The sequence below is a fragment of the Mobilicoccus massiliensis genome (assembly GCF_000826525.2).
GTDB classification, from domain to species: Bacteria; Actinomycetota; Actinomycetes; order Actinomycetales; family Dermatophilaceae; genus Mobilicoccus; species Mobilicoccus massiliensis.
Genome location: NZ_LN651323.1, coordinates 73,997 through 98,276 on the forward strand (window position 1 = coordinate 73,997; position 24,280 = coordinate 98,276).

Here is a 24,280-nt window from a genome sequence, read left to right on the forward strand (position 1 = left end):
GGATGGTCACGAACAGCAGCGGGTCCTTGCGGCACGAACTGGTGAGATTGACGATTCAGTCTACCGTCCCCGTGTGTCAGGGACCGTCACCAGGGCGCCGAACCGCCGGTGAGAGGCACGAACACCCTCGGCCCGGAGTCCGGGTACGTACACCCACCCACACGCGCGTCTGCGAGCGCCGCAGGGAGCCGAACGGGACACCGGGGTGGGCGCGGACGTGCAGACACGTGTCGACGGGGCCCGTCTCGGGCTCGGGAACCGGCCTTGACCTGGACAGACGTGGCAGTTGGACTATCGTTCCGAACGGGTGATCAGGGTCGGGGAGGGCCCGACTCGGCGAGACGAGGGGACGACTCATGACCGATCCGACACCGCCCGACGAGAACTCACCGTCACAGCCGTCACCGGCGCAGCCCGCGACCCGGCGGGAGCTCATGGCCGGCCGCCGCCCCGACCGCCACTGGGCCCTCATCGTGCTCGGCGTCTGCGCCCTGACGATCCTCGGACTCGTGCTCGCGTTCCTCCGCCCCGGCGCGAAGGACGAGGCGTCCACGCCCGAGGGTCGAACGGCGCAGGACGCGGACGGGCAGGCCGCCGTCAAGGGCCCGGGCGGGGATTGCGCCCATCCCGTCCCCGTCGCCGTCGCCGCCACCCCGGAGATACGTCCGGTCGTCGAGAAGGCCGCGAGCCGCCTGACCTCGACGTGCGCCACGTTCCACGTCGCCACCCAGTCTCCGGACGCCACCCTCGCGACGTTCGGGGACCGCGCCACGCGCCCCCACCTGTGGATCTCCGACTCCTCCGTGCAGCTCATGCGCGCGCAGAGCCGGTTTCCCGACCTGCAGCTCACCGGCGGCGCGGCGTTCGCCACCTCGCCGATCGTCGCCGCCGTGCCACGTTCGGCCGCCAAGGCAGGCACCCTCGAGTGGTCCCAGGTGTTCGCCCGTCCCGACCAGGTGCACCTCGCAGACCCGATGACGAGCTCGACCGGGCTCATGGCTCTGATGTCGGCCGACCCCACGCCCGCCGTTCCCAACAGCACCTCGGCCCCGACCGCCGCCTCGACCGCCGGACCGATGGGACTCGCGCTCGCCCAGGCCGGCGAGCAGAAGACCGCCGAACCCACTGCCCTGCCGGGCCGGCGGCAGAACGCGACCGGCACCTACCTCGTCTCCGAGCAGCAGTTCGTGCGCCACACCGCCGATCACCCCGCCTCGACCCTCGTCGCGGTGGCGCCCAAGACGGGGTCCGTGCCGCTCGACTACCGCGCCGTGCCCCTGCCCACGACCAACCCACAGATCGCCGAGGCGGTGCGATCTCTGGCCGACACGCTGCGAACACCCGAGACGCAGGGCGAGGTTCGGGCCACCGGGTTCCGGGTGCCCGGTGACGCCGAGGGGCCGCAGGTACGCACCCCGGGCGGCGACGCGCGCCTCACGACCACCACGATGCCCGTGCCCGACGCCGCCACCATCCGCACGACGATCACCCAGTGGCAGTCGATCGCCTCCGGCATGCGCCTGCTCGCGATCATCGACACCTCCGGGTCCATGCGCCACGGCGACACCGGCAACGGCAACCGCATCGAGCTCGCCGCCAAGGCCGCCGCAGGCGGGGCGATGGCATTGCCGCCCAACACCGACCTCGGCCTGTGGGAGTTCTCCACGGGGCACGGCTCGAGGAGGTGGCGCGAGCTCGCACCGGTGACGCGGCTCGTGAAAGGCACGAATGCCGCCCACCGAGACCGTGTGCTCGCGGCAGCGCAGAGCCTGCCCGGGCGGGTCGGCGGTGACACCTCGCTCTACGACACGGTCCTCGCCGGCGTCCAGCGCCTCCACGAGGGCTACGACCCCAAGCGCATCCAGGCCGTCATCGTCATGACCGGCGGCCGCAACGACGTACGCGGTGGACTCGACCTCACCTCGCTGCTCACCTCGTTGAAGCTGCAGAACGTGCCCGGCCGCGAGGTCTCCGTCGGCGCCATCGCCATCGGCCCCGACGCCGACAAGGCCGCCCTGAAGAAGATCGCCGACGCCACCGGCGGCGGCTACTTCTTCGCCGAGAAACCCGAGGACATCGGCCAGATCGTCGTCTCGGCGCTGATGAACTTCACCCCCACGGCCAAGGACACCGACCCCCTGCCCTGAACCCCACTCACGCCGAGACGGCCACCGTTCCCGGCCCTTCTCACGACGGGCCGGAGAGTTCTCGGGGCTGTCGTGAGACGGCGGCCGTCTCGGCGTCGGGTCGCTCAGCCGTAGGTGTCGCGGGGGCCCTGGCCTCGGGCACGGCGCGGGCCGCGACTCCACGACGGGGCCGAGGGTCCGGTGATGCGCAGCTCGACGACGACCCCCGGACCCGCCTCCGCGGCACAGCGTTCGAGGATGGCCGGGACCATGAGGCGCAGTTGGGTGGCCCAGGCGGTGGAGTCGGCGCGCACGACGAGAACCCCGTCCTCGAACGTCACCGGCGTGCAATGCCGGGCGATGTCGAGGCCGACGATGACCGGCCACCGCCCCATGACCGACCCCGCCGCGACGTCGACCTTCCAGCCCCGATCGAGCAGGAGACGATCGAGCTGGTCACCGAGAGGCTGCGGGTCACGGGCGTCGTCGGCCGTTCCGCTGAACACCGCCTCCGTGCGTCGCCGCCGCCGGGGAGCGGGACGCACCCCTGGCCGCAGCCCCTTCGCGCGAGCCGCCTCACGAGCCCGGGCCAGTGCGCTCGCGGCGGCCTGCCCCAGCGTGTCGTCGTCGGGGGTCGCGACGGCCGGATCCTCCGAGCCGGTGCCGGCCGCCTCGGCAGTGGCGTCCACATCAGCATCGCGCGGAGCCTCACCGTCGTCCGGCCGTGTCCCCGCGTTCATGAGCGACGATCCTCGTCGATCGCGCCGACCTCGTCCTCGCTGCCCTCGCCGGCCGGCTCGTCGTCGTCCGGGCGGGGCTCGTCGCTCGGGCCGACATCGCCCTCCGGCGCGTGCGTCTCATCGCCTTCTTCGGATGCGGTGTGCTCGACGTCCTCGACCTCCTCGTCGTCTTCGTCGTCCCCGTCGGGCTCGTCGAACGTCTCGATGCCCGCGGAGGTATCGCCGACGACGACCTGACCTGGTCGGACGCCGTAGCGCGCCCCGGTCAGCCCCTCGGGGATGTCGCCCGCGACCGCCGCCGTGACGACGACCTGCTCGCCGTCGGAGACGAGCCGGGCGAGGCGCTCGCGGCGGCCGGCATCGAGTTCGGCGAAGACGTCGTCGAGGATGAGGACGGGATCGTCGTCCAGGTCGTGGCGAAGCAGGTGGTAGGCCGCGAGCTTGAGGCCGAGCGCGAACGACCAGGACTCACCGTGCGAGGCGTAGCCCTTGGCCGGCAGCTCGCCGAGGGAGAGCACGAGCTCGTCCCGGTGCGGACCGACGAGGCTCACGCCGCGGTCGAGCTCGGCACCGCGACGCTCGCGCATCGTGGCGACGAGCAGGTCGCGCAGCTCCTCCGGCGAGAACACCTCACCACCTTCGACGGCCGCGGCCGAGACCTCGTCCAGCGAGGAGCGATACGTCGCCCGAGCCTCGGAGACACTGGCGCTGACCTGGCGGTATGCCTCCGTCAGCAGGGGACGCAGGTCGCGCAGGAGACGCAGCCGCGCGTAGAGAAGCTGGCCACCCACGAGCGCGAGGTGGTCGTCCCAGACCTCGAGGGTCTCCGGCGTCGGCGGCGCCGCGGCACGCCGGCGCCCCGGGCCACGCCGAGGCGAGGCCTCCCGCAGCAGGGCGTTGCGCTGCTTGAGGATCTTGTCGTAGTCGCTGCGCACCCCCGCCCATCTCGGCTGTCGCGAGACGAGCAGGTCGTCGAGAAAACGCCGGCGATCGGAGGGGTCACCCTTGATCAGCGCCAGGTCCTCGGGGGCGAAGAGCACCGTGCGCAGCGTGCCGAGCACTTCGCGCGGACGCAGCGCCGTGCGGTTGAGTCGCGCCCGGTTGGCCCGGCCGGGCACGATCTCGAGCTCGACGAGGCTCTCACGACCATCGCGGACGACGGCCCCGCGCACCACCGCTCGCTCGGCCCCGAAGCGCACGAGCGGCGCGTCCTGGGAGACCCGGTGGGAGGACAGCGAGGCCAGGTAGCCGACGGCCTCGACGAGGTTGGTCTTTCCGACCCCGTTGAAACCGACGAGAGTGCTCACGCCGGGCTCGAGGGCGAGCTCGGCGGTGGGATAACTGCGAAAGTCGGCGAGGGTCAGATGACGCAGGTACACGATCGCCACCCGCGCCGACCTCGCGGGCGGCGCACGTTCACGAGGATCAGCCCGGGAGCCGGACGGGCATGAGCACGTAGCGGTAGGACAGGTCGGCCTCGCCGTCGAGCTCCGCCTGGCCCGAGATGACCGCGGGCCTGCTGCTCTGGGTGAACGCGAGGCGGGCGTAGCTCGTCCCGAGGACGTGCAGGCCGTCGAGCAGGTAGTGCGGGTTGAACGCGATCTCGATCTCGGGACCGGTGAGGCTGCACTCCACGGCCTCGCTCGCCTGGGCGTCGTCGCCGGTGCCGGCATCGATCGCGACCTGACCGTCCATGAACCGCAACCGCACCGGGGTGTTGCGCTCGGCGACGAGCGAGACGCGCCTGACGGCCTCGACGAGCGCCGCGGTCTCGACGACGGCCTCGGAGTCGACCGAGCTCGGCGGAATGGAGGAGACCTTCGGGTACTCGCCGTCGAGGAGCCTCGTGGTGGTGCGCCGCTGGCCGGCCTCGAAGCCGATGAGCCCGTCACCCCCGGCGGCGCCACCGAGGGCCACCTCCACGGAGGCGGCCGCGCCCAGCGCCTTGGCCGTGTCGGACAACGTGCGCGCCGGCACGAGGACGACGGTCTCGATGTCGGTCGAGGCCGGGTTCCACGTGAGGTCGCGCATGGCGAGCCGGTACCGGTCGGTGGCGAGCAGCGAGATGCGGTCGCCGGAGACCTCCATGCGCACGCCGGTGAGGATGGGCAGCGTGTCGCTGCGGTCGGCCGCGATGCTGACCTGGGTAACGGCCTGGGTGAACACGTCACCCGGGATGGTGCCGCTGGGTTCGGGGGACGTGGGCAGCGTCGGGTACTCCTCGCCCGGCATCTGCAACAGGCTGAACCGGCTGGAACCGCACGTGAGTTGGACCTTGTTGCCCTCGGTCGTCACGTCGATCGGACGGTTGGGCAGGTTGCGCGAGATATCGGCCAGCAGCCGGCCGAGAACGAGGACCCGGCCGCCCTCGGTGACGTCGGCAGCGACCGTGATGCGGGCCGAGACCTCGTAGTCGAAGGCCGAGAGGGTCAGCGTGCCCGTCTCGTCGGCGTCGATGAGCACACCGGCGAGGACCGGCACCGGCGGACGGGCGGGAAGTCCACGGGCGGTCCACGTCACGGCCTCGGCCAGCACGTCGCGTTCGACTCGGAACTTCACCGGGCACCGCCCCTTCGTCGCAGGCGTCACACAGCACGGACACCCTGGTGGTCAAGAGGTCCGGCCGAAGCGCCACCCGACAACGGGGCGAGGGCGATCACGGCGGACGGTCTGCGGACGACTCTAGTCGCCGCCTCCGACAGGACCAATCCGCGTGGGGACGACACGCACGGACAATCCGTGCAGAGACATCTTCGGTGAACTCCTCAGATCCGTTGTCGTTCTGCCGATCGGAGAACGACGAGGGTTCCGGGCCTGTGCATCCACACCGTGCGTGGGGAGATCGGATCCAGATGGGAGTACTCATCGTTGTCATAGGTGGTGTGGACGCTGTGGATGACGCGCATTCGTGCTGGTCGAAGGCGGTGTCTCGATGTGGAGCGACCGTGGACGAGCACGGTGGACGACGCGTTGCGGATGTGGATCGAGAAGTGTCGTGCACAGGCTCGGTCGGCTGTCCACGGATCTTCCACAGATGACACCGTTGTGGTTCTCCAGGACGGGAGTTTTCCACCCACAGGGGGTTGTGGACAGCGGTAATCCACAGGCTTTTCCCCATCTGTGGAAGCATCGTTGCACGTCAGAGACGTGATGCAGGTCCACCGCCCGGGTCGAGCGTCCATTCTCCACAGCTGTGGACATCCATGTGGACAGCTGTCTTGAACGTCGTTGGGACGCGCGTGAATCCGATGAAGGGCGCAGTTCACCGCCCCAGGCTCGACTCGCTGAGTCAGGAGGCCTGTGAGCGGATGCGCGTCGTGAGCTCGGTGACCTGGTTGTAGACCGACCGGCGCTCGGCCATGAGCTGGCGGATCTTGCGGTCGGCGTGCATGACGGTCGTGTGATCGCGGCCGCCGAACTGCTGGCCGATCTTGGGCAGCGACAGCTCCGTCAGCTCCCGGCACAGGTACATCGCGATCTGTCGTGCGGTGACGAGACCACGTGAGCGCGAGGAGCCGCACAGATCGTCGATCGACAGCCCGAAGTACGCGGCCGTCTGCCCCATGATCATGCTGGCCGTGATCTGACTGCTCTCCTTGTCGGGAATGAGGTCCTTGAGCACGATCTCGGCCAGGCTCATCTCGACCGGCTGCCGGTTGAGGTTGGCGAAGGCCGTGACACGGATGAGAGCGCCCTCGAGCTCGCGGATGTTCGTCGAGATGCGGCTCGCGATGAACTCCATGACCTCGTCGGGAAGTGCGAGATGCTCCTGGACGGCCTTCTTGCGCAGGATCGCGATGCGCGTCTCGAGGTCGGGCGGCTGGACGTCGGTGAGCAGGCCCCATTCGAACCGGCTGCGCATGCGCTCTTCGAAGCCCGACAACTGCTTGGGCGGCACGTCCGAGGTGATGACGACCTGCTTGTTGGAGTTGTGCAGCGTGTTGAACGTGTGGAAGAACTCCTCCTGGGTCTGCATCTTGCCCTGGAGGAACTGGATGTCGTCGATGAGCAGCACGTCCATGTCGCGGTAACGACGCTGGAATCCGGCCGCCTTGTCGTCGCGGATGCTGTTGATGAAGTCGTTCGTGAACTCCTCGGAGTTGACGTACTTCACCTTGACGTGCGGATACAGGTTGCGCGCGTAATGGCCGATGGCGTGCAGCAGGTGGGTCTTGCCGAGGCCGGAGTCGCCGTAGACGAACAGCGGGTTGTAGGCCTTGGCCGGCGCTTCGGCCACCGCGACCGCGGCGGCGTGGGCGAACCTGTTGCTGGCCCCGATGACGAACGTGTCGAACGTGTACTTGGGGTTGAGCTGCGACGACTCCTCCCGGCGGCCGGTCGGCGCCGGCCGCGGACGACGCTCTCCGACGGGTGCCGGTGAGTCCTCGACGGGTGGGGAGGCGGGCGCGGCCGCCGTCGGGGAGGCCGCAGGAGGCTCCGCTGCCGCGACGTCGGAGTCCGGATCGGCATATCCCTCGAGCACGGGCTGCTCGGCCGCGGCGATCTGTTCGCGCAGCGAGGCATCGACGGTGACGGCGAGCCGGACCTCGCGACCGACCTGCTCGGTCAGGGCCTTGACGAGGTAGTCACGGGCGCGGGATTCGACGATCTCCTTGGTGAAGTCGTCGGGTACGGCGATAAGGGCCGTCGTGTCGAGGACGCCGACGAGCATGGCCTGCCGCAGGAACGCGCGTTGCGGTGCGGGGATACCGGCCTGGTCGAGGGCCCGAAGCGTGGCTCCCCAGATGCGCGCCGGGTCGTCGACGGCAGGAGTGGTGGGAGGCTCGCCAGATCCGGACATGGGGCACAGCCTACGCAAGCCGCCGGTGGGTACAGCGGGTGGTAGAAGGATTGTCCACAGGCATATGCACAGGATGTGGAAATAGTTTCGCCGCATCGTGCGCCACACGCGCGCCTCGATGCAAAGGGGTTCTGCCTATGTCGCTGTGCCGAGCTCGAGAGCCATTCTGCTCGATGACCGCAGCCCCCGAGATCCGGTCGGAAGATGTAGACGTAGACCCGACCAGAAGTTGACGAAACCGTACAACCGCTTGACCCCTGCTCCAAACCACGCGCTGAAAGCCGTTGTCGGTGAGGGACGTTGGGCCTGTTCCGGGCCGCATCGGCGCCCCGATCGTGATCGGGACGCCGGGTGACGCGGCGGTGAACCACCCCTTCGGCCCGGGCGCGCAGACCGCACCAGGAACGTCGTCGAGCGCGACCGGCGTGGCGTACCGCGAGCGGGGCGACCGGGTGGTGTAGGGATCAGTTTGACCACGGCGCCTCCCGCTGCGTACCGTAGATGACTGGCCCGAATCATCCACGGCCTCTCGCCGTGCCTGGTGCCCGCTGCGTCCTCTCGCGCGGGCCCGCGCGCGTGAAGGTGCCGTGACCCCGCGGCGTCGCCGTCCTGCCAACCCAGTGACGACGTCGATCCGTGGATCCCATCGCGCGAGCCCTCGCGCAGTAACGGAGAGCATCGTGAGCAAGCGCACCTTCCAGCCGAACAACCGCCGCCGCGCCCGCAAGCACGGCTTCCGCCTTCGCATGTCGACCCGCGCTGGGCGTTCCATCATCGCGGCCCGCCGCCTCAAGGGTCGCAAGAAGCTCACGGCCTGACGACGCAGATGCTGCCGGCCGGGCACCGTCTGCGCCGCCGCGAGGACTTCGCCCGTGCGGCGCGCGGCCCTCGCAGTGGCAGCCGGCTTCTCGTCGTCCACGTGCGCGCCTCGCAGCCCACCGTGCCGCAGAGCAGGGTGGGCTTCGTCGTGTCCAAGGCCGTGGGCAACGCCGTCACGCGCAATCGCGTCAAGCGGCGATTGCGGGCGATCGTGGCCGGGCTGCTGCCTCTGCTCCCACCCGCCCACGATGTCGTCGTGCGAGCCAATCCTCCTGCTGCGGACGCCGGTTACACCGAGCTCGAGACCGAGACCCGTCGGCTCGTGCAGGCGGCCTGCGACAGAGCAGGGGTGCGCGCGTGACGAACTCGGACCGGATTCGACGCTGGATCCGGATGCCCTTCCTCGCAGCGGTGCGCGTCTACCAGATCTGCCTCTCGCCCCTGCTGCCGCAGAGCTGCCGATTTCATCCGAGCTGCTCGGCGTACACGTTCACCGCCATCGAGCGCTTCGGACCGATCCGCGGCGTCTGGCTCGGTGCGTGTCGACTCGCGAGATGCCACCCGTGGAACCCTGGGGGCGTGGACTACGTTCCCGAGCGGGGAGAGGACGGACGTCCGGTACGGCAAAATGACCGTGGTCCCCTCACCGGACACGACCGACCGCGGCCCGAGACGGCCACCGAAGATCTGAGCGACTGACGCTCATCCGCGGCGCCACCGCGCCTGAGGAAGGAAGACATGGAACGAGGTTTCTGGGGCACCCTGTTGTGGCCGATCGAATGGGCGGTCGAATGGGTGCTCGTGGCTTTCCACAGCCTGAACACGGCCTTGGGGCTGCCCGAAGCCTCCGGATGGAACTGGGCGCTCGCCATCGCCGGCCTCGTCGTCGTCGTCCGTATCCTGCTCATCCCGCTGTTCGTCAAGCAGATCCAGTCCTCGCGACGAATGCAGCTCATCCAGCCGGAGCTGCAGAAGATCCAGAAGAAGTACAAGGGCAAGAAGGATCCCGAGTCCCAACAGGCCATGACGGCCGAGACAATGGACCTGTACAAGCGCACGGGCACCAACCCGTTCAGCTCGTGCATGCCGATCCTCTTGCAGATGCCGATCTTCTTCGGCCTGTTCTACGTGCTCAACGGCCTGAGCAAGGTGGCCTCCGGTGAACGGCACTCGGCCGGCCCGCTCGGGCCGACCCTCGCCTCCCAGGCGGAACAGTCGACGCTCTTCGGTGCCCCGTTGTCGGCGACCTTCATGAGCTCGCCGGATCTCAACACCAAGGTCCTCACCGTCATCCTCATCGTGCTGATGTCGGTCTCGACGTTCATCACGCAGCACCAGCTCATGCGCAAGAACATGCCGGACTCGGCACTGAACAACCCGTTCGCGCAGCAACAGAAGATGATGCTCTACCTGTTCCCCATCATCTTCGCCGTCTCTGGCGTCAACTTCCCCATCGGTGTGCTGATCTACTGGCTCGTCACGAACGTGTGGACGATGGGCCAGCAGTTCTACGTCATCAGCCGCATGCCGGCGCCCGGCTCGCCGGCCGAGAAGGCACTCCAGGAACGTCGCGCCAAGCGGGGCAAGGAGCACCGCGCGTTCACCGTTCCCGGCCTGCACCGCGACCACTCGGAGAGCGAGGGCGGAGCCACTTCCGCGGAGGCAGCTGCGGCAAGCGGCACCACGGTGGAGGGAACGCTGTCCTCTCCCGTGCGCGAATCAGGTCAGCGCCAGCAACCCAAGCGACGCAAGAAGCGCAGGTAGGCCCCTCTCGACCCGAGGAAGCCCACCCGTTCCAGACAGGAGCCCGACATGACCGACGCCGACGTCGACCCCACCGGCACGCCGAACACCGGCGAACCGTCCTCCGAGCCGGCCCCCGCGGCGCCCGACGAGGCACCCGCCCAGGCCCCCACGGAGGCGACTCGTTCGCGTTCGACCACGCGCATCGCCCAGCTCGAGCGTGAAGGCGAGGTGGCGGCCGACTTCCTCGAGCGCCTCCTCGACATCGCCGATCTCGACGGCGACATCGACGTCGACATCGACGGCGACCGCGCGGTCGTCGCCATCGTCGACTCCGATGAGGGTCGCGTGCCCCGCCGGCTCGTCGGCCCCGACGGACGCGTGCTGGAGGCTCTGCAGGAGCTCACGCGCCTCGCCGTGCAGACCGAGACCGGCGATCACACCCGGCTCATGCTGGATGTCGCGGGGCACCGCGCCGAGCGTCGCCGCGCCGTCGTGGAGATCGCCAAGGTGGCTGCGGAGGAGTGCAAGAAGACCGGCGAGCCGCAGCCCCTCGAGCCCATGTCGGCCTTCGAGCGCAAGGTCGCTCACGACGAGGTGCTGCGCGCCGGGCTGCACTCGGAGTCCGAGGGTGTCGAGCCGCGCCGGTACGTCGTCGTCCACCCGGCCTGAGGGTCATGATGTCCGTGGCGCGACCAGGGATGATGCCCGCATGAGCGACGCTCACGGCAACCCCGACGCTCACGACAAGGCCACCGGCGCCGCATCGCAGGATGCGGCGCCGGCCGTTTGCGGCCCGCCCCAGGACGAGACGCCTCTACCCCCGCCGGCACCCGCCGCCGAGCGTGTGTTCGCGGATCGATTGCCACTCGCCGTTCGCTACGCCGAACTCCTCGCTGACACGGGCGTTTCCCACGGCCTCATCGGGCCGCGCGAGGTCGAACGACTGTGGGAGCGCCATATCCTCAATTGCGCCGTCGTCGGCGATCTCGTTCCCGAAGGTGCCGAGGTGGTCGACGTCGGCTCCGGCGCGGGCCTGCCGGGGCTCGCGATCGCGATCGCGCGCCCGGACGTGACGATGCACCTCGTCGAGCCGATGGCTCGCCGCACCGAATGGCTCGAGGTCGCGGTCTCGGAGTTGGGCCTCACCGGTGTGCAGATCCACCGTGGTCGCGCCGAGGAGGTGGACGTCACCGGCGATGTGGTCACGGCCCGCGCCGTCTCCAAGCTCGCCAACCTCGCGAGATGGATGGCGCCGCTGGCTCGGGAAGGCGCACTCATGCTCGCCCTCAAGGGCAGTTCGGCACCGGACGAGGTCGACCGCGACCGCCGCATCGCGACTCGCGCGGGGTGGACCGACCTCGAGGTCGTCACCGTCGGCGAGGGGATCGTGGATCCCGCGACCACGGTGGTCCGGGCAATACGCGCGGCGGAACGACGAACGACTCGCCGCTCGACGCACTCGCGACGACGCTGACGACGACACGCCCTGCCCGACGTCGTGGGCGAATCCGTGCGGGGCGCGGAGTCGGCGCCGCCGAGCGTGAGAGAACCGCACGGTCAAGTCCCTGGTAGTGGTGTAGCGCTGCGTTCTCCTTCTTGATGGGTCAGGCGGTCAGGGCGGGCAGGTCATCAGCTCCGATCTCGGGTTCGGTGTTGGGGACGATGTTGACCCGGCAGCGGGCGAGGACCTCGAGTCCGAGGTAGCGGCGGCCTTCGGCCCATTCGTCGGTCTGCTCGGCCAGGACGGCTCCGACGAGCCGGACGATGGCGTCGCGGGTGGGGAAGATGCCCACGGCGTCGGTGCGGCGCCGGATCTCGCGGTTGAGGCGTTCGGCGGGATTGTTGGACCAGATCTGGGTCCACACGTCCTTGGGGAAGCCGGTGAAGGCCAGGATGTCGGCGCGGGCGCCGTCGAGGTGGTCGTGGACCTCGGGCAGCTTTCCCTCGACGTAGTCCAGGAGTCGGTCGAACTGGGCGTGGACCGCGGGACGGTCGGGCTGGTCGTACACGCTGTGCAGCATCGCCTTGACCGCGGGCCACATGCTCTTGGGTGTCACCGACATGAGGTTCGCGGCGTAGTGGGTGCGGCACCGCTGCCAGGACGCTCCGGGAAGGTTCGCCGCGATCGCCTCGACCAGACCCTGGTGCGCGTCGCTGGTGACCAGCCGGACACCGGTCAGACCGCGGGCAACCAGGTCGGCGAAGAACTCGTTCCACACCGAGCCGGTCTCAGCAGTGGCCACGCGCATACCGAGGACCTCGCGGTGCCCGTCGCCGTTCACGCCGGTGGCCAGCAGCACGACGGCGTTGACGACCCGCCCGCCTTCGCGGAGCTTCATGGTCAACGCGTCCGCGGCGACGAACGTGAACGGCCCAGCTGCGTCCACCGGCCGGTGGCGGAACTCCTCGACGTGCTCGTCGAGCTCGGCCGCCATCCTCGAGACCTGCGACTTGGACAGTGAGTCGATCCCGAGGGTCTTGACCAGCTTGTCCATCCGCCGCGTGGACACGCCGGCGAGGTAGCAGTCCGCCACGACCGTGATCAGGGCGGTTTCGGCGCGCTTGCGGCGCTCAAGCAGCCACTCGGGGAAGTAGGTGCCCTTGCGCAGCTTGGGGACTGCGATGTCGATGGTCCCGACCCGGGTGTCCAGGGGGCGGTGACGGTACCCGTTGCGCTGCGCGGTCCGGCCCGGGCTGGGGCGGCCGTACTCGGCACCGACCACCGCATCAGCATCAGCCGAGAGCAGGGCGTTGATCATCGTCTGCAACAGCGAGCGCATCAGATCGGGTGAGGCTTCGGCGAGTGCTTCGCCCAGCAGACGTGCAGGGTCGACAATGTGGGGAGCGGTCATCGTGATGACTCCATTCGAGAGATCTGTGAGAGGTGAACTCGAAGGATCACGCGGTGGCCGCGCCTGCGTCCGACGTCCACGCCGGTGACGATCTCGACGACCGCGCTACACCACTATCAGGGACTCAACTAACCGCACTCGATGGCCTGGATCACGTCAGCGCTGTGGAGGGTCATGTGTGGGTCGGACGCTCGAGCGACTACCGTGAGACGGCAGTTCCCCGCCACGTCGAGAGGATCACGGGTGCTCCACGGAATGAACCATCTCGGATGGCCGGGCGACGATGCGTCGATCGCGTCTACGCCGCTGGGTTGGCCGTCGATGGACGACGTTTCACGTGAAACCGGCCGTGCTGTCGGGGGCACTGACGAAGTTCAGGTTTCACGTGAAACACGAGTGCCTGAGGAGCGCGGGAACGAAGCGGCGGGGACGCAGCAGCCGGACTCCGGACGCGAGACATCAGAAGTGGACGAGGCAACCGGCGTCGGTGACCCCGGTGACGGTCGCTCCGCGGCCTTCGTGCACGACACGGTGATTCCCGAACAGGCCTCCCCAGAGAGGGGCGAAGATGAGACGCCCCCGGACGTCGCTGGCACCCCCGGCGGGCAGCTACACACCGGGTCCGCGGACGCCGCCACCCCCGATGCCGTGACCGGGGCCCGCGCCGCCGAGGAGGCGGCCGGACCCGTCACAAATGAGGCGCCGAGAGAGCGGCCGTCGATCCCCCCGCCTCCTGGAGCACCGTTTCCTCGGCCCGAACGCACGCGGATCTTCACCATCGCCAATCAGAAGGGCGGCGTGGGCAAGACGACGACGGCCGTCAACCTGGCCGCCGCACTGGCGGCCGGTGGCTCCCGCGTTCTCGTCATCGATACCGACCCGCAGGGCAACGCGAGCACCGCTCTGGGAATCGACCATCGAGCCGGCGTTCCCAGCGTGTACGACGTGCTCGTCGAGGACGCGCCCCTGGCGGAGGTCGTTCACGACTGCCCTGACGTTCCCGGCCTAACCTGCGTGCCCGCCACGATCGACCTGGCCGGAGCCGAGATCGAGCTCGTGTCGTTCGTCGCGCGAGAAATGCGCCTCCAGCGGGCCGTGCGGGCGTACCTGGAGACGGTGGCGGAGGCGCCCGACTACATCCTCATCGACTGCCCGCCGAGCCTGGGTCTGTTGACGATCAACGCGTTCGTCGCCGGACATGAGGTGCTCATCCCGATCCAGTGCGAGTACTACGCCCTCGAGGGATTGTCGATGCTGCTGCGCAACATCGAGATGATCCAGCGCCACCTCAACCCCGATCTGCGCCTCTCGACGATCCTGCTGACGATGTACGACGCGCGAACTCGACTCTCCTCGCAGGTGGTCGACGAGGTGCGCAACCACTTTCCCGACCAGGTGCTCAGAGCGACCGTGCCCCGTTCGGTGCGCGTGTCGGAGGCACCGAGTCACGGTCAGACCGTGATCTCCTATGACCCAGCGAGCACCGGAGCCCTGGCCTACTGCCGGGCTGCGGCCGAGCTCGCGACGCGGCCCGCACCGGCCGTGAACGAGAGGAACGCACAGTGACAGAACGTAGACGGGGCCTCGGACGCGGACTCGGAGCGCTCATTCCCGACTCGCCGTCGGGGGTGACCCGGCCGCGCGACATGTTCTTCACCGACGGAGCACACACCGTTTCTCGGTCGACGGAAGCCGTTTCACGTGAAACAGGAGCCGCACGCGCGTTCCCTGTTCCCGATCCGGCGAACACCACCTCGACTCCTGCCGCCGCCGCCGGCGGGGGCGTACCCGAGGGACTCGAGAGTGTGCCCGGCGCGAGCTTCGCCCACGTTCCTCTCGATCGCATCGTTCCCAACGCACGCCAGCCGCGCGAGGTGTTCGACGAGGACGACCTCGGGGAGCTCGTCGACAGCATCCGCCAGATCGGCGTCCTGCAGCCCATCGTCGTGCGTCCGCTGGAGGGCGACGGCGCGGGTGAAGCGCGCTACGAACTGGTCATGGGAGAGCGTCGTTGGCGGGCGAGCCGCGCTGCGGGCCTCGATGCCGTACCGGCGATCATCCGCTCGACGAGTGACGACGACATGTTGCGCGACGCGCTGCTGGAGAACCTCCACCGTGCCCAGCTCAACCCGCTCGAAGAAGCAGCCGCCTACCAGCAGCTTCTCGAAGACTTCGGCTGCACGCACGAGGACCTGGCGTCTCGGCTCGCACGCTCCCGTCCGCAGATCACCAACACCCTTCGCCTGCTGCGTCTCCCACCGCTGGTGGCGCGTCGTGTCGCTGCCGGCGTGTTGTCGGCCGGCCACGCGCGAGCCCTGCTCGGACTGCAGGATCCCGCAGCGATGGAGCGTCTCGCTCAGCGCATCGTCGCCGAGGGGCTCTCCGTGCGGAGCGTCGAGGAGATCATCGCCCTGGGCGAGGCCGGATCCCCCACGCGTCGTCGCGCGCCGCGGGCTGTCGCACACCACCCCGAGCTCGACGACGTCGCGTCGTCGCTGGCCGATCGACTCGACACCCGTGTCGCCATCAACATGGGGCGCAAGCGCGGCAAGCTCACGGTCGAGTTCGCATCGGTGGATGATCTCCATCGGATTCTCGACGTGCTCGGAGCATCGGAAGCCGCTCCACACGCGTGAGTTTCACGTGAAACGACGGCAAGCAGCAGTGAAGGCTCGACAGACGCGTATTGCATCCCGCGCCGGAAGGCAGTAGCTCTTCTTCGGCCGCATCAGTCATTCGGGACGGTACGAAGGATCGAGGTCTGCCGGGCCGGGGAGGCCATGACCGCCGACCCATTCGGCTCGCGGACCCGCGGAAGAGCTCACCGAACGGCACAAAAGACAAGCTCGGTTGTCAGCGAGATCCTCGACCCGTGTCCGGTTCGATGCCCTTGATGGCCTCCGTCGCTTCGATAAAGCCTGAACCGGTGCGCTCCCGGTGGTGCTTGACGGCGCGGACGCTTTCTCCCTCGGCGACGAGTCTGCGCTCCTCCGCAGCCGGAGCCAGTGGGTCAGAAGTCGCGACATCCACGTCGAGTCTGCGCGCCAGTTCTGTCATGACGGCCTCCTGCCGACGCAAGCGGCGCTCCAACGAATCGATGCGCCGGTGCAGGGCGGTGATTCCGAACACGATCCACTCCTGTCTCTTCCGCGCCCGTAGGGCACCAGTCTTTCCGAGTCGGCGGGACGCCGAAAAGTGAGGGATGACGACGAACGGCCCCACCCCGATCCGGGATGAGGCCGTTCGTGACAGAGAAGGTCAGCCGATGAACGGCTCGAGCTCACGCAGCAGCTTGGGCTTGGGCTGGGCACCGACGATGCTCTTGACGAGCTCCCCGCCGGAGTAGACGTTGAGCGCCGGGATGCCGGTGATGCCGTAGCGGGCGGTGATGGCCGGGTTCTCGTCAGTGTTGAGCTTGACGATCTTCAGCTTGTCGCCGTGCTCGGCCGCGATCTCCTCGAGGATCGGGGCGATGGCCTTGCAGGGGCCACACCAGGGGGCCCAGAAGTCGACGAGGACGGGCTGGTCGCTCTTGAGGACGTCGGAGTCGAACGAGGCGTCCGTGGTGGTGGAGATGGCTGCCATGGCGCAGGTCCTTTCGTGGATGGGTCAGCGGGATCGATGGATCAGGGAGTCGGCGAGAGGGTACGGGCGTCGAGGTCGGCGAGGTGACGTTCTGCGTCGAGGGCCGCCGCGCACCCGCTACCGGCCGCGGTGATGGCCTGGCGGTACGTGTGGTCGACCAGGTCTCCGCACGCGAAGACACCAGGAAGGTTGGTGCGGGAGGTGCGACCGTCGACGAGGACGTAGCCCTCCATGTCGACGCGAACCTGGTCGCGGACGAGTTCGCTGCGGGGGTCATGACCGATGGCGACGAAGAGGCCGGTGACGGCGAGCTCACGCTCCTCGCCCGTCACCGTGTCGGTGAGCGTGACCCCGGTGACCTTGTCGGTGCCGTGGATGGCCGTGACGGCCGAGTTCCACGCGAACGAGATCTTCGGGTCGTCCATGGCGCGCTCGGCCATGATCTTGGAGGCTCGCAGCTCGTCGCGCCGGTGGACGACGGTGACGGACCGGGCGAATCGGCTGAGGAAGGTGGCCTCCTCCATCGCGGAGTCGCCGCCCCCGACCACGACGATGTCCTGGTCGCGGAAGAAGAAGCCGTCGCACGTGGCGCACCAGGAGACGCCGTGGCCGGAGAGCCGCTTCTCGTCGGGGAGGCCGAGCTCGCGGTAGGCCGAGCCCATGGCGAGGATCGCGGTGCGGCTGCGGTAGGTGCGGCCCGAGCCGTCGACGAACGTCTTGACCTCGCCGTCGAGGGTCATCTCGACGACGTCGTCGGCGATGAGCTTCGCTCCGAAGCGCTCGGCCTGGGCACGCATGTGATCCATGAGGTCGGGGCCCATGACGCCCTCGGGAAAGCCGGGGAAGTTCTCGACCTCGGTGGTGTTGATGAGCGCTCCGCCCGCGGTGATCGAGCCCGTGAGGACCACCGGTGCAAGACCGGCGCGGGCCGCGTAGATCGCCGCCGTGTAGCCGGCGGGGCCGGAGCCGACGATGAGGACGTCGAGCAGGTCCGTGGTCTCTGAGGTCACGTGGGTTCCTTCGTGCGGGCGACCCGGTCGGGCAGGCACGGGGGCCGCGGCCGTGCTTCAGAAGTCAACCACGCCGCGGCGCCACTTGTTCCGCGCGGTCACTGGACGCGGTAGGGGCCGGCGAGGGGCGTCGTCACGTCGTCGGTGCCGCACGTGGTGGGGACGACGGTGACGGTGCGCCCCGGCGTACCTCCTGACGGGTGGTCGTCGCGGCCCACCCCGCGGCCGGAGACGAGGACCAGCGCGGGCGTGCCGTCGAAGGTGGCCGTGTCCACGAGCGTGTCGTGACCCTCAAGGGACATCGACTCCAGGCATCTGCGAGTCTCCGGAGCGGGTGCCACCGGTTCGCCGGACGCGTGACCCTGAGGGGACGCCACCGACGCGTCGCGACGGGTGAGGAGCTCGAGGACCTGCTCGGTGAGCCGCCCGCGGCGGTACTCGATTCCGCTGGCGAGCACGGTGACCGCGGTTCCACGCTGCCCGTCGTCGTCCGCGTCGTGCTCGGCCGGGGGCACTGTGGCCTCCTGGGCCGGGTCGTCCGCGTCGACGACGCCGTGCGAGGGAACCCGTCCGGCGGTCTGGAGGCGTGCGAATGCCTGCGCGGCCTGAGTACCCACGACATCGTCGTCGATGTGGAACACGAACGCGGCCGACACGACGACGGCTGCGAGCGACAGGGCACCGGCGGAGACGGCGATCGTCGCGCGGCGTCGCCCGGGAGAGGAGACCGCGGGATCGAAGTGGCAGCGAGCTCCGTGATCCTGCTCGCGCTCCTCGGCCTCGAGTCGGTGCGCGATGCGGGCGGCCAGATCGTCGGGCACCGGCTGCGAGTCGGCCATCGTGGAGAGCAGACGCCGGATACCGGTGGGGTCGTCGTCACGGCGGTCGTCGGCCACGGGCGTCCTGTTCGTCGGCGGGTCACGGGGAGAGCTGTGCGCGAGCTCATGTGATCGACGCCTGGGCGACACCAGGAGTTCCCGGGGCCGCAGCGGGCGCGACGGCCGACATCCGCAGCGGGCGCCGTTGTCGAAGGTTCGAGTGAAACCCAGGGGCCGGCCGTGAGTGAAGGCGCGCGTGCTCGTCCGGCGCCGAAGGCGGCCGCGATCAGCGCTGGGTCAGAGGGCCGTGACCTCGGAGATCACCGCGCGGTACTTGCCGTCGGTGTCCTCCATGGCCTTGGTGACCCAGACGATGACGTAGCGGGCGTTCGGGCGTGCGTCCTCGGGGACGTCGAACTCCTGGGCGCCGCTCGCGTCGCTGAAGGAGCCGGTCTCGGTGGCGTTCTCGACCGAGCGGGTGTCGGAGACGAACACCTTGGCGTCCTGGGGCCGCTCGCCGAGCACGACCGAGACTTTGGCGGGCTCGGCCTCCTGCGGCAGCTCGAAGGCGATGCCGACGCCGGCCTTCTGGCCCTGGAAGTCGGGCTGCTTGTACCCCTCAGACTGCCAGTAGGAGCCGGTGTCCCCGTCGTACGCCTTGGGGACTCCGCCGTTGTTCTCTCGCCCGTCGCCCTCGGGATCGAGCGCACGGGCACCCTCGAAGGCGATGGCCGACGCGGCGGAGGTGGACTCCGAGGCGGACGACGTGCTCGACGGCGACGAGGTGTTGCCCGGCGTCGATCCGGTGGGCGCCGGAGTTCGCGTGGGAGTGGGGGTGACCGCGTTCGTCATGTCCTCGACCGCGCCGAACAGCGAGCGGGCGGCCACGAGGGTGGCGATGAGGATGATCGCCGCGACGATGCCGAGAACGATCTTGGCGTATCGGCCCTCCCGTTCGAGGGGTGCGGCCACCAGCGGCGCGGGAGGCTCCAACGGGCCGGTCGAGGAGTCGAGCGCCTCGGGAACGTCGAAGAACCCCGGGTCGCGTCGGCGCGCCGCGATCTCGCGCCGGGCCTCGGCCGCCTGAGCGGCGCGTTCGTGAGCTCGCTGCTCTCGGTGGCTGGGCTTGGGACGCGGGGGTCGTGGTGGCCGGGCAGCGGGTGCCTGCCGGTTCTGGGCAGCTGCACCGCTTGCGCCGGCCGCGGCGCGGGCCCCGGTTGTACCGGCAGCTGCTGCGGCGCCGGCCTGGCCGGGGCGGACCCGCGGGATGAGTTCGGTCGGGGCCGACGTGGCCGTCGCCTTGGGTGCGACGTGCCGCACGAGGGTGTGGGACCAGGGACCGAGGCGTTGGGCCAGCTCTTCGGGGGTGCGCGGCGCGGCCGAGCGGGCGAAGGCGTCGCGACAGAGGTCGTCCAGATCCGGGGGCACCGCGACGGCGATCTCCGAGGGCGGGACGACGGAGCCTCCCACTCGGGGCGCGGCCTCGAGCCCCGGCACCGGGGTACGCAGCGGCCAGCGTGTCGTCATCGCGGCGTAGAGCAGCGCCACGGTGCCGAGCGCGTCGATGCGTTGGGCCTCGCCGTCGTCGGGCACCGATGTGCCCTCGACCGCGGCGGCGGTCGCGAGACCGGCGATCTTGATGAGTCCGGCCTTGGTGCGGCGCACGGCGTGGGGAGTCACATGGAGGTGATGCAGCCCGGCGCGTGCGGCGACGTCGAGGGCACTCGCGACTTCTCCCGCGATTCGCCGGGCCTCCTCGGGAGGCAGCGGACCCTCGACGAGCAGGTCGGCGACGCTCGTCGACTCCGACAGCGACTCCTCGACCACCCAGGCGATCTCGCCCCGAGACCCCACGTCGAGCACTCGCACGAGCCGGTGGTCGTTGACGGCGGCGGTGCGGCGCGCGGCCTCGAGCAGCGGTTCGGCGTGCGAGTCGGAGACGGGCAGGACCGTGACCGACACCTCACGCCCGAGCGTGCTGTCGGTGGCGGCCCAGACCTCGATGTTTCCCAGCGTGGCCCGGCGTTGGCGCAGGGCATACCGGCTCGCGATGAGACGACCGGTTCCGACCCCCTGCACGCGAACTCCCCTCTTCCCAGCCAGCTCTGACGAAGTCGGCCACCCCCTGCGCACGCGAGGGGAGAACGGGTCGGTCTGTCGGCCCGGCCGATTCGTGTCTCTCCTCGAGTTTAAGCGTCCGAGGTGCGTCGTGCCGACACGCCGCGCAGGCGCCGGAGGATCGGACCTGCGAATTCGTCGACCTCGTCGATGTGCATGCGACGTGCGGCCGCGAGGTACATCGCGAGGAAGACGCCCCCGCCGACGATCAGTGCGAGCACCGACGAGAGCCACCAGCCCTGTGTCGGGCCCGGCAGGTAGGGGTGGAGGAACTGACGGATGGGCAGGGCGACGGCCGCGCACACGAGGGCGGCGGGCAGGCAGGCGACGAGGGTGCGGATCCACGTACGGATGGTCACGTGCAGGTCGATGCCCCCGAGTCGGCGGCCGAGCCAGGCGATGCCGATGACCGCGGCAAGGACGTTGCTCAGCGCCTGCCCGCCGGCGACGGCGACGGCGCGGTACTCCGAGCTCACGAGGTAGCACGCGAGACCGACGACCACGAAGGCGCCGGAGTTGACCACCTGCAGCCAGAACGGCGTGCGGGCGTCCTCGTAGGCGTAGAAGGCGCGCTGCACGACGTAGAAGGCGCCGAACGCAGGGAGGCCGAGCAGCATGGCCATCGTGATGTAGCCGAAGGCGTTGGCGGTCTGGATCGAGGCCCCGACGAAGATCGCGGTGGTGAGGGCGGTACCGAGCACCAGCCCGCCGATGGTGACCGGGATGACCGTGGCACCGACGACACCGAGCCCGTGGGTGACGTCCTGACGCACGGCCGGGGTGTCGTCGGCCGCGGCGGCGCGGGACATCGAGGTGAACAACGCCGTGACGACCGAAACGGTGATGAGACCGTGCGGCGTCATGAACAGCATGAAGGCGCTGTCGTACGCGAGCTTGCCGCTGTCACCCGGATCGGCCGACGTGAGGACACGGGACTGCACGACGAGCGCGAGCTGCGAGACGACGAGCGCCGCGAAGGTCCATCCCGCCACCTTGCTCGCGCTGCCCAGCCCGACGCCGCGAAAGCCGAAGTTGGGACGGTAGCGAAAGCCGCTGCGCCACAGTGGAACGAGCAGAACGAGTGCCTGTAGCGCGACGCCTACGGTGAGGGATCCGGCGAGCAGCGCGATCATCGGAGACGTGTACTGCTCTGGCTGTCCGAGGCGAGAGCCGTACACGCCGAGGAACGAGCCGAGGCCGATGATCCACACGATGTTGCACAGCACCGGTGCCCACGAGAACCAGCCGAACTCCTCGCGCGCGTTGAGCACCTGCCCGAGGATCGCGTAGAGGCCGTAGAAGAACACCGCGGGCATCGCGATGAACGCGAACGCCACCGAGAGATCGTGAGCCGACCGCGGGAACCCCGAGTCGGAGAACACGTTCACCAGCACCGGAACCAGCGGGATGCACACGGCCGTGATGACCGCCAGACCCGTGAACGCGAGCGTGAGCAGCCGGTCGATGAAATCGGAGCCCCCGTCCTCGTGATGCATGGCCTTGCTGATCTGCGGCACGAGCACGGCGTTGATGGCGCCCCCGGCAAGCAGCAGGAACACCGTGTTGGGCAGGGTGTTCGCGACGCTCCACGCGTCTCCGGCAAGCGATCGACCGAAGATCATGACGATGAGGGCCTGGCGTACGACGCCGAGGATCCGGGAGACGAGGCTCCCCGCCGCCATGATCGCGCTGTTGCGCGCCAGGCTGCTCGTGGTGGTCATCGAGTGTCCGTCTCTGCTGGGGGGAATGGGCGAGTCCGCGGTCGCCATCGTAGTCAAGGGTTTCGCCGATGGAGTGGCGCTCATGGTTGCGGTCGGGTGGCACAACTCGAGGGTGCGCGGCCCGGCACCCGGGTCAGCGAAGGTCGAGGCCTCGCAGGTCGGCGGCGGCCACGCGGCGTTCGCCTGCGCGCAGGGCACGGAAGAGGCCGAAGACGAACACGAGACCCACGATTCCGCCGGCGGCGAGGAGGATCCAGCCGTTCGTCGGTTGTACCCGCACCCGTACGGTCGCGTCCTCCCCGAGGGGGGTCCCCGAGGCCGTGCGCAGTGAGGCCGTGATCGGCACGGTGCCCGCGGCGAGGGCCTCGACGTCGAGCCGGACCGTGGCGCGGCTGTGCGGGCGGATCGTCAGGGTCGGCGGAGCACTGTGGATGACGAGGCGGGAGGGCCGGCCCTGGACCTGTGTGAGCAGTCGCACGTCACGCACCTCGACATCGAGGTCGTTGACGACGGTGACCTGCAGCGCGCCGTGCTCGGCGAAGAAGTTGATCATGCTCGGGACGACGTGGACGCCCTGGGAGAGGTCGTGGATCCGGCGATCGAGGCGGTCGTAGGCCGCGCGCCAGGCGGGACCGTGTCCGCGCCAGCGGGTGGAGGTGAGGATCTCGCCGATGTGCTCGGGGACGACGTCGCCGGCACCGAGCGAGGGTCGCAGGCCGTCGGCGAGGCGGGCGAGTTCGAGCACCTGGTCGTCGTTCGACGCGGTCAGGGGTGAGGCGGGTCCTTGCGGCGGCGTGGTCGCCTCGACGATCGGGGTCGGGCCCGGTGGGGTCGCGAGTACGGTCTCGCCGCTGACGGGAGCGATCCAGGGCGCCGAGCGCAGCGCCTGCAGGGACGCATCGAGACCGGCCGGGTCGACGCCGCGACCGGGCAGGAGCAGCACCGAGCGGCTGAGGCCGGGCGACTCGGCCAGCAGCGTCACGCTGTCGGCGAGGAGTTGCTGGGTGCGGGCACCGGTGGTCGACCCGAGCAGGCCCGACATCCGGTCGTCGACGACGAGGATCCGATGCCCCTGGTCGTCACGGCGGGAGGCACCACCGGTGCGGTCGGGATCGGGATCGGTGCGGGTCTCCTGCATGAGGATCGCGCTCGGGGCGGGGTCGGACGCGGCCACCACCGCGCGGCGGACCTGGGACGAGGCGGAGCCGGCGGGCCAGGAGACGGTCGGGGTGCGCCGATCGGTGCCGGGCAGGGTGCGTGGGGCGGGCGGCAACGTCGGCAGCGATGCGGTCTGCGATGCGCTGGCGAGCGCGAAGACGTCGGGGTCGCCGGGTGGGACGAACCACACGTCCTGGTCGAGGGCGGCGAGCCGCCGGGCGAACTCCGCGCGCGGGTCGCCGGCGGTCGTGCCGGTCGCGGTCGGGGCGCTCGCCGTCGGGGTGGGGCTCGCGCCGGCAGGTCCAGACGGCGCGGATTGTCCGGTGCTCGGTGGCGGCGGGGGGAGCAGGCCGGGATCGACGACGAGCGTGGCGCCGGTGGCGTCGGCGACCCGGAGGGTGCGGTCGATACGCGAGCCGGCCTCGAACATGCGGGCCAACGCCTTCGTGCGTTCGGCGGGGGTTCCGGTGAGCAGAACCGGGTCGGGATCGGCCGTGATCGGCAATGCGACCGCGAGCTGCAGCGGCTCGTACTCCTTGATGACGTGATACGGCAGGAACGACGCCACCGGTGTTGCCCCCGTCAGCCCCGAGACGGTGACGGTGAGTGGCAGCACCCCGTACGGGCGAGGGAGATCCACCGCCCCCGCGGCGAGGGTGACAGGCACCACCGTCTCGGCGTTCGGGCCGAGGGCGGGGATGTCCACGCGCGCCACCGTGGGCAGCGTCTGCGGCCGTTGTGCGTGGGCGGCCACCTCCGATCGGTTGCGCAACCGTTCGCCCACGC

At 69.8% G+C, this 24,280-nt stretch carries 21 protein-coding genes; 9 read left to right on the plus strand and 12 right to left on the minus strand.

The window, feature by feature from the left end; all coding sequences use genetic code 11:
- Window positions 1–356 precede the first annotated feature (356 nt).
- Window positions 357–2,147, plus strand: coding sequence for a substrate-binding domain-containing protein (locus BN1197_RS00855; protein WP_040155327.1), 1,791 nt, complete (start codon window positions 357–359; stop codon window positions 2,145–2,147).
- A 104-nt stretch (window positions 2,148–2,251) separates the two neighbouring features.
- Here BN1197_RS00855 and BN1197_RS00860 read toward each other — a convergent pair whose 3' ends face one another.
- The 4 genes from BN1197_RS00860 to dnaA form a co-directional block, all read right to left on the minus strand.
- The gene (locus tag BN1197_RS00860) at window positions 2,252–2,866 is read right to left on the minus strand and encodes a DciA family protein (RefSeq protein WP_082043498.1); all 615 of its coding nucleotides are present in this window, start codon (window positions 2,864–2,866) and stop codon (window positions 2,252–2,254) included.
- Window positions 2,863–4,245, minus strand: coding sequence for a DNA replication/repair protein RecF (gene recF, locus BN1197_RS00865; protein WP_082043504.1), 1,383 nt, complete (start codon window positions 4,243–4,245; stop codon window positions 2,863–2,865). The genes BN1197_RS00860 and recF overlap by 4 nt, the downstream gene beginning before the upstream one ends.
- 46 nt (window positions 4,246–4,291) lie before the next feature.
- Complete coding sequence (gene dnaN, locus BN1197_RS00870; RefSeq protein WP_040155329.1) at window positions 4,292–5,425, minus strand: DNA polymerase III subunit beta; 1,134 nt, start codon at window positions 5,423–5,425, stop codon at window positions 4,292–4,294.
- 730 nt (window positions 5,426–6,155) lie between these two features.
- Entirely contained in the window at window positions 6,156–7,667 is a 1,512-nt protein-coding gene (gene dnaA, locus BN1197_RS00875) for a chromosomal replication initiator protein DnaA (protein ID WP_052465811.1), read from the minus strand.
- Window positions 7,668–8,347: 680 nt separating this feature from the next.
- Here dnaA and rpmH point away from each other — a divergent pair.
- Genes rpmH through rsmG form a run of 6 tightly spaced genes read left to right on the plus strand, consistent with a single transcriptional unit; the run spans window position 8,348 to window position 11,706 of the window.
- The gene (gene rpmH / locus BN1197_RS00880; RefSeq protein WP_040155330.1) at window positions 8,348–8,485 is read left to right on the plus strand and encodes a 50S ribosomal protein L34; all 138 of its coding nucleotides are present in this window, start codon (window positions 8,348–8,350) and stop codon (window positions 8,483–8,485) included.
- An 8-nt stretch (window positions 8,486–8,493) separates the two neighbouring features.
- On the plus strand, window positions 8,494–8,847 hold the full coding sequence (gene rnpA / locus BN1197_RS00885) for a ribonuclease P protein component (RefSeq protein WP_040155331.1): 354 nt from the start codon (window positions 8,494–8,496) through the stop codon (window positions 8,845–8,847).
- 32 nt (window positions 8,848–8,879) lie between these two features.
- A complete protein-coding gene (yidD, locus tag BN1197_RS00890; protein WP_095999821.1) occupies window positions 8,880–9,185 on the plus strand; it encodes a membrane protein insertion efficiency factor YidD in 306 nt (101 codons plus the stop codon).
- A gap of 39 nt (window positions 9,186–9,224) precedes the next feature.
- Window positions 9,225–10,250: a membrane protein insertase YidC gene (yidC, locus tag BN1197_RS00895; protein ID WP_040155332.1), complete on the plus strand. Its 1,026-nt coding sequence runs from the start codon at window positions 9,225–9,227 to the stop codon at window positions 10,248–10,250.
- Window positions 10,251–10,298: 48 nt separating this feature from the next.
- Complete coding sequence (locus BN1197_RS00900) at window positions 10,299–10,901, plus strand: Jag family protein (protein WP_040155333.1); 603 nt, start codon at window positions 10,299–10,301, stop codon at window positions 10,899–10,901.
- A gap of 40 nt (window positions 10,902–10,941) precedes the next feature.
- Complete coding sequence (gene rsmG, locus BN1197_RS00905; protein WP_082043499.1) at window positions 10,942–11,706, plus strand: 16S rRNA (guanine(527)-N(7))-methyltransferase RsmG; 765 nt, start codon at window positions 10,942–10,944, stop codon at window positions 11,704–11,706.
- Between the two features lie 130 nt (window positions 11,707–11,836).
- On the opposite strand, the gene BN1197_RS00910 is transcribed toward rsmG, so the two are convergent.
- Window positions 11,837–13,084 (minus strand): IS256 family transposase, encoded by a 1,248-nt coding sequence (locus tag BN1197_RS00910; RefSeq protein WP_040155334.1) that lies wholly within the window; start codon window positions 13,082–13,084, stop codon window positions 11,837–11,839.
- A gap of 720 nt (window positions 13,085–13,804) precedes the next feature.
- Here BN1197_RS00910 and BN1197_RS00915 point away from each other — a divergent pair.
- Window positions 13,805–14,650: a ParA family protein gene (locus BN1197_RS00915; RefSeq protein ID WP_052465818.1), complete on the plus strand. Its 846-nt coding sequence runs from the start codon at window positions 13,805–13,807 to the stop codon at window positions 14,648–14,650.
- Window positions 14,647–15,720: a ParB/RepB/Spo0J family partition protein gene (locus tag BN1197_RS00920; protein ID WP_040155335.1), complete on the plus strand. Its 1,074-nt coding sequence runs from the start codon at window positions 14,647–14,649 to the stop codon at window positions 15,718–15,720. The genes BN1197_RS00915 and BN1197_RS00920 overlap by 4 nt, the downstream gene beginning before the upstream one ends.
- 217 nt (window positions 15,721–15,937) lie before the next feature.
- Here the strand turns inward: BN1197_RS00920 and BN1197_RS00925 are convergent, their stop codons facing one another.
- From BN1197_RS00925 to BN1197_RS00955, 7 genes are all read right to left on the minus strand, one after another.
- Entirely contained in the window at window positions 15,938–16,213 is a 276-nt protein-coding gene (locus BN1197_RS00925) for a hypothetical protein (protein ID WP_052465812.1), read from the minus strand.
- Between the two features lie 129 nt (window positions 16,214–16,342).
- On the minus strand, window positions 16,343–16,669 hold the full coding sequence (trxA, locus tag BN1197_RS00930; RefSeq protein WP_040155336.1) for a thioredoxin: 327 nt from the start codon (window positions 16,667–16,669) through the stop codon (window positions 16,343–16,345).
- Window positions 16,670–16,710: 41 nt separating this feature from the next.
- Window positions 16,711–17,679 (minus strand): thioredoxin-disulfide reductase, encoded by a 969-nt coding sequence (gene trxB / locus BN1197_RS00935; protein ID WP_040155337.1) that lies wholly within the window; start codon window positions 17,677–17,679, stop codon window positions 16,711–16,713.
- 98 nt (window positions 17,680–17,777) lie between these two features.
- Entirely contained in the window at window positions 17,778–18,575 is a 798-nt protein-coding gene (locus tag BN1197_RS00940) for a hypothetical protein (RefSeq protein ID WP_040155338.1), read from the minus strand.
- 219 nt (window positions 18,576–18,794) lie between these two features.
- A complete protein-coding gene (locus BN1197_RS00945; protein ID WP_040155339.1) occupies window positions 18,795–20,576 on the minus strand; it encodes a protein kinase family protein in 1,782 nt (593 codons plus the stop codon).
- 110 nt (window positions 20,577–20,686) lie between these two features.
- Entirely contained in the window at window positions 20,687–22,336 is a 1,650-nt protein-coding gene (gene murJ, locus BN1197_RS00950; RefSeq protein ID WP_040155340.1) for a murein biosynthesis integral membrane protein MurJ, read from the minus strand.
- A gap of 133 nt (window positions 22,337–22,469) precedes the next feature.
- On the minus strand, window positions 22,470–24,280 hold a 1,811-nt coding region (locus BN1197_RS00955), incomplete at its 5' end, for a DUF6049 family protein (protein WP_217991125.1).

Excerpts from the sequence above, each read along its gene's own strand:
- BN1197_RS00910 (WP_040155334.1), bottom strand. The coding sequence starts at position 13,084 with ATGACCGCTCCCCACATTGTCGACCCTGCACGTCTGCTGGGCGAAGCA.
- BN1197_RS00860 (WP_082043498.1), bottom strand. The coding sequence starts at position 2,866 with ATGAACGCGGGGACACGGCCGGACGACGGTGAGGCTCCGCGCGATGCT.
- murJ (WP_040155340.1), bottom strand. The coding sequence starts at position 22,336 with ATGACCACCACGAGCAGCCTGGCGCGCAACAGCGCGATCATGGCGGCG.
- dnaA (WP_052465811.1), bottom strand. The coding sequence starts at position 7,667 with ATGTCCGGATCTGGCGAGCCTCCCACCACTCCTGCCGTCGACGACCCG.
- rnpA (WP_040155331.1), top strand. The coding sequence starts at position 8,494 with ATGCTGCCGGCCGGGCACCGTCTGCGCCGCCGCGAGGACTTCGCCCGT.
- BN1197_RS00900 (WP_040155333.1), top strand. The coding sequence starts at position 10,299 with ATGACCGACGCCGACGTCGACCCCACCGGCACGCCGAACACCGGCGAA.
- trxA (WP_040155336.1), bottom strand. The coding sequence starts at position 16,669 with ATGGCAGCCATCTCCACCACCACGGACGCCTCGTTCGACTCCGACGTC.
- yidD (WP_095999821.1), top strand. The coding sequence starts at position 8,880 with ATGCCCTTCCTCGCAGCGGTGCGCGTCTACCAGATCTGCCTCTCGCCC.
- rsmG (WP_082043499.1), top strand. The coding sequence starts at position 10,942 with ATGAGCGACGCTCACGGCAACCCCGACGCTCACGACAAGGCCACCGGC.
- BN1197_RS00855 (WP_040155327.1), top strand. The coding sequence starts at position 357 with ATGACCGATCCGACACCGCCCGACGAGAACTCACCGTCACAGCCGTCA.
- yidC (WP_040155332.1), top strand. The coding sequence starts at position 9,225 with ATGGAACGAGGTTTCTGGGGCACCCTGTTGTGGCCGATCGAATGGGCG.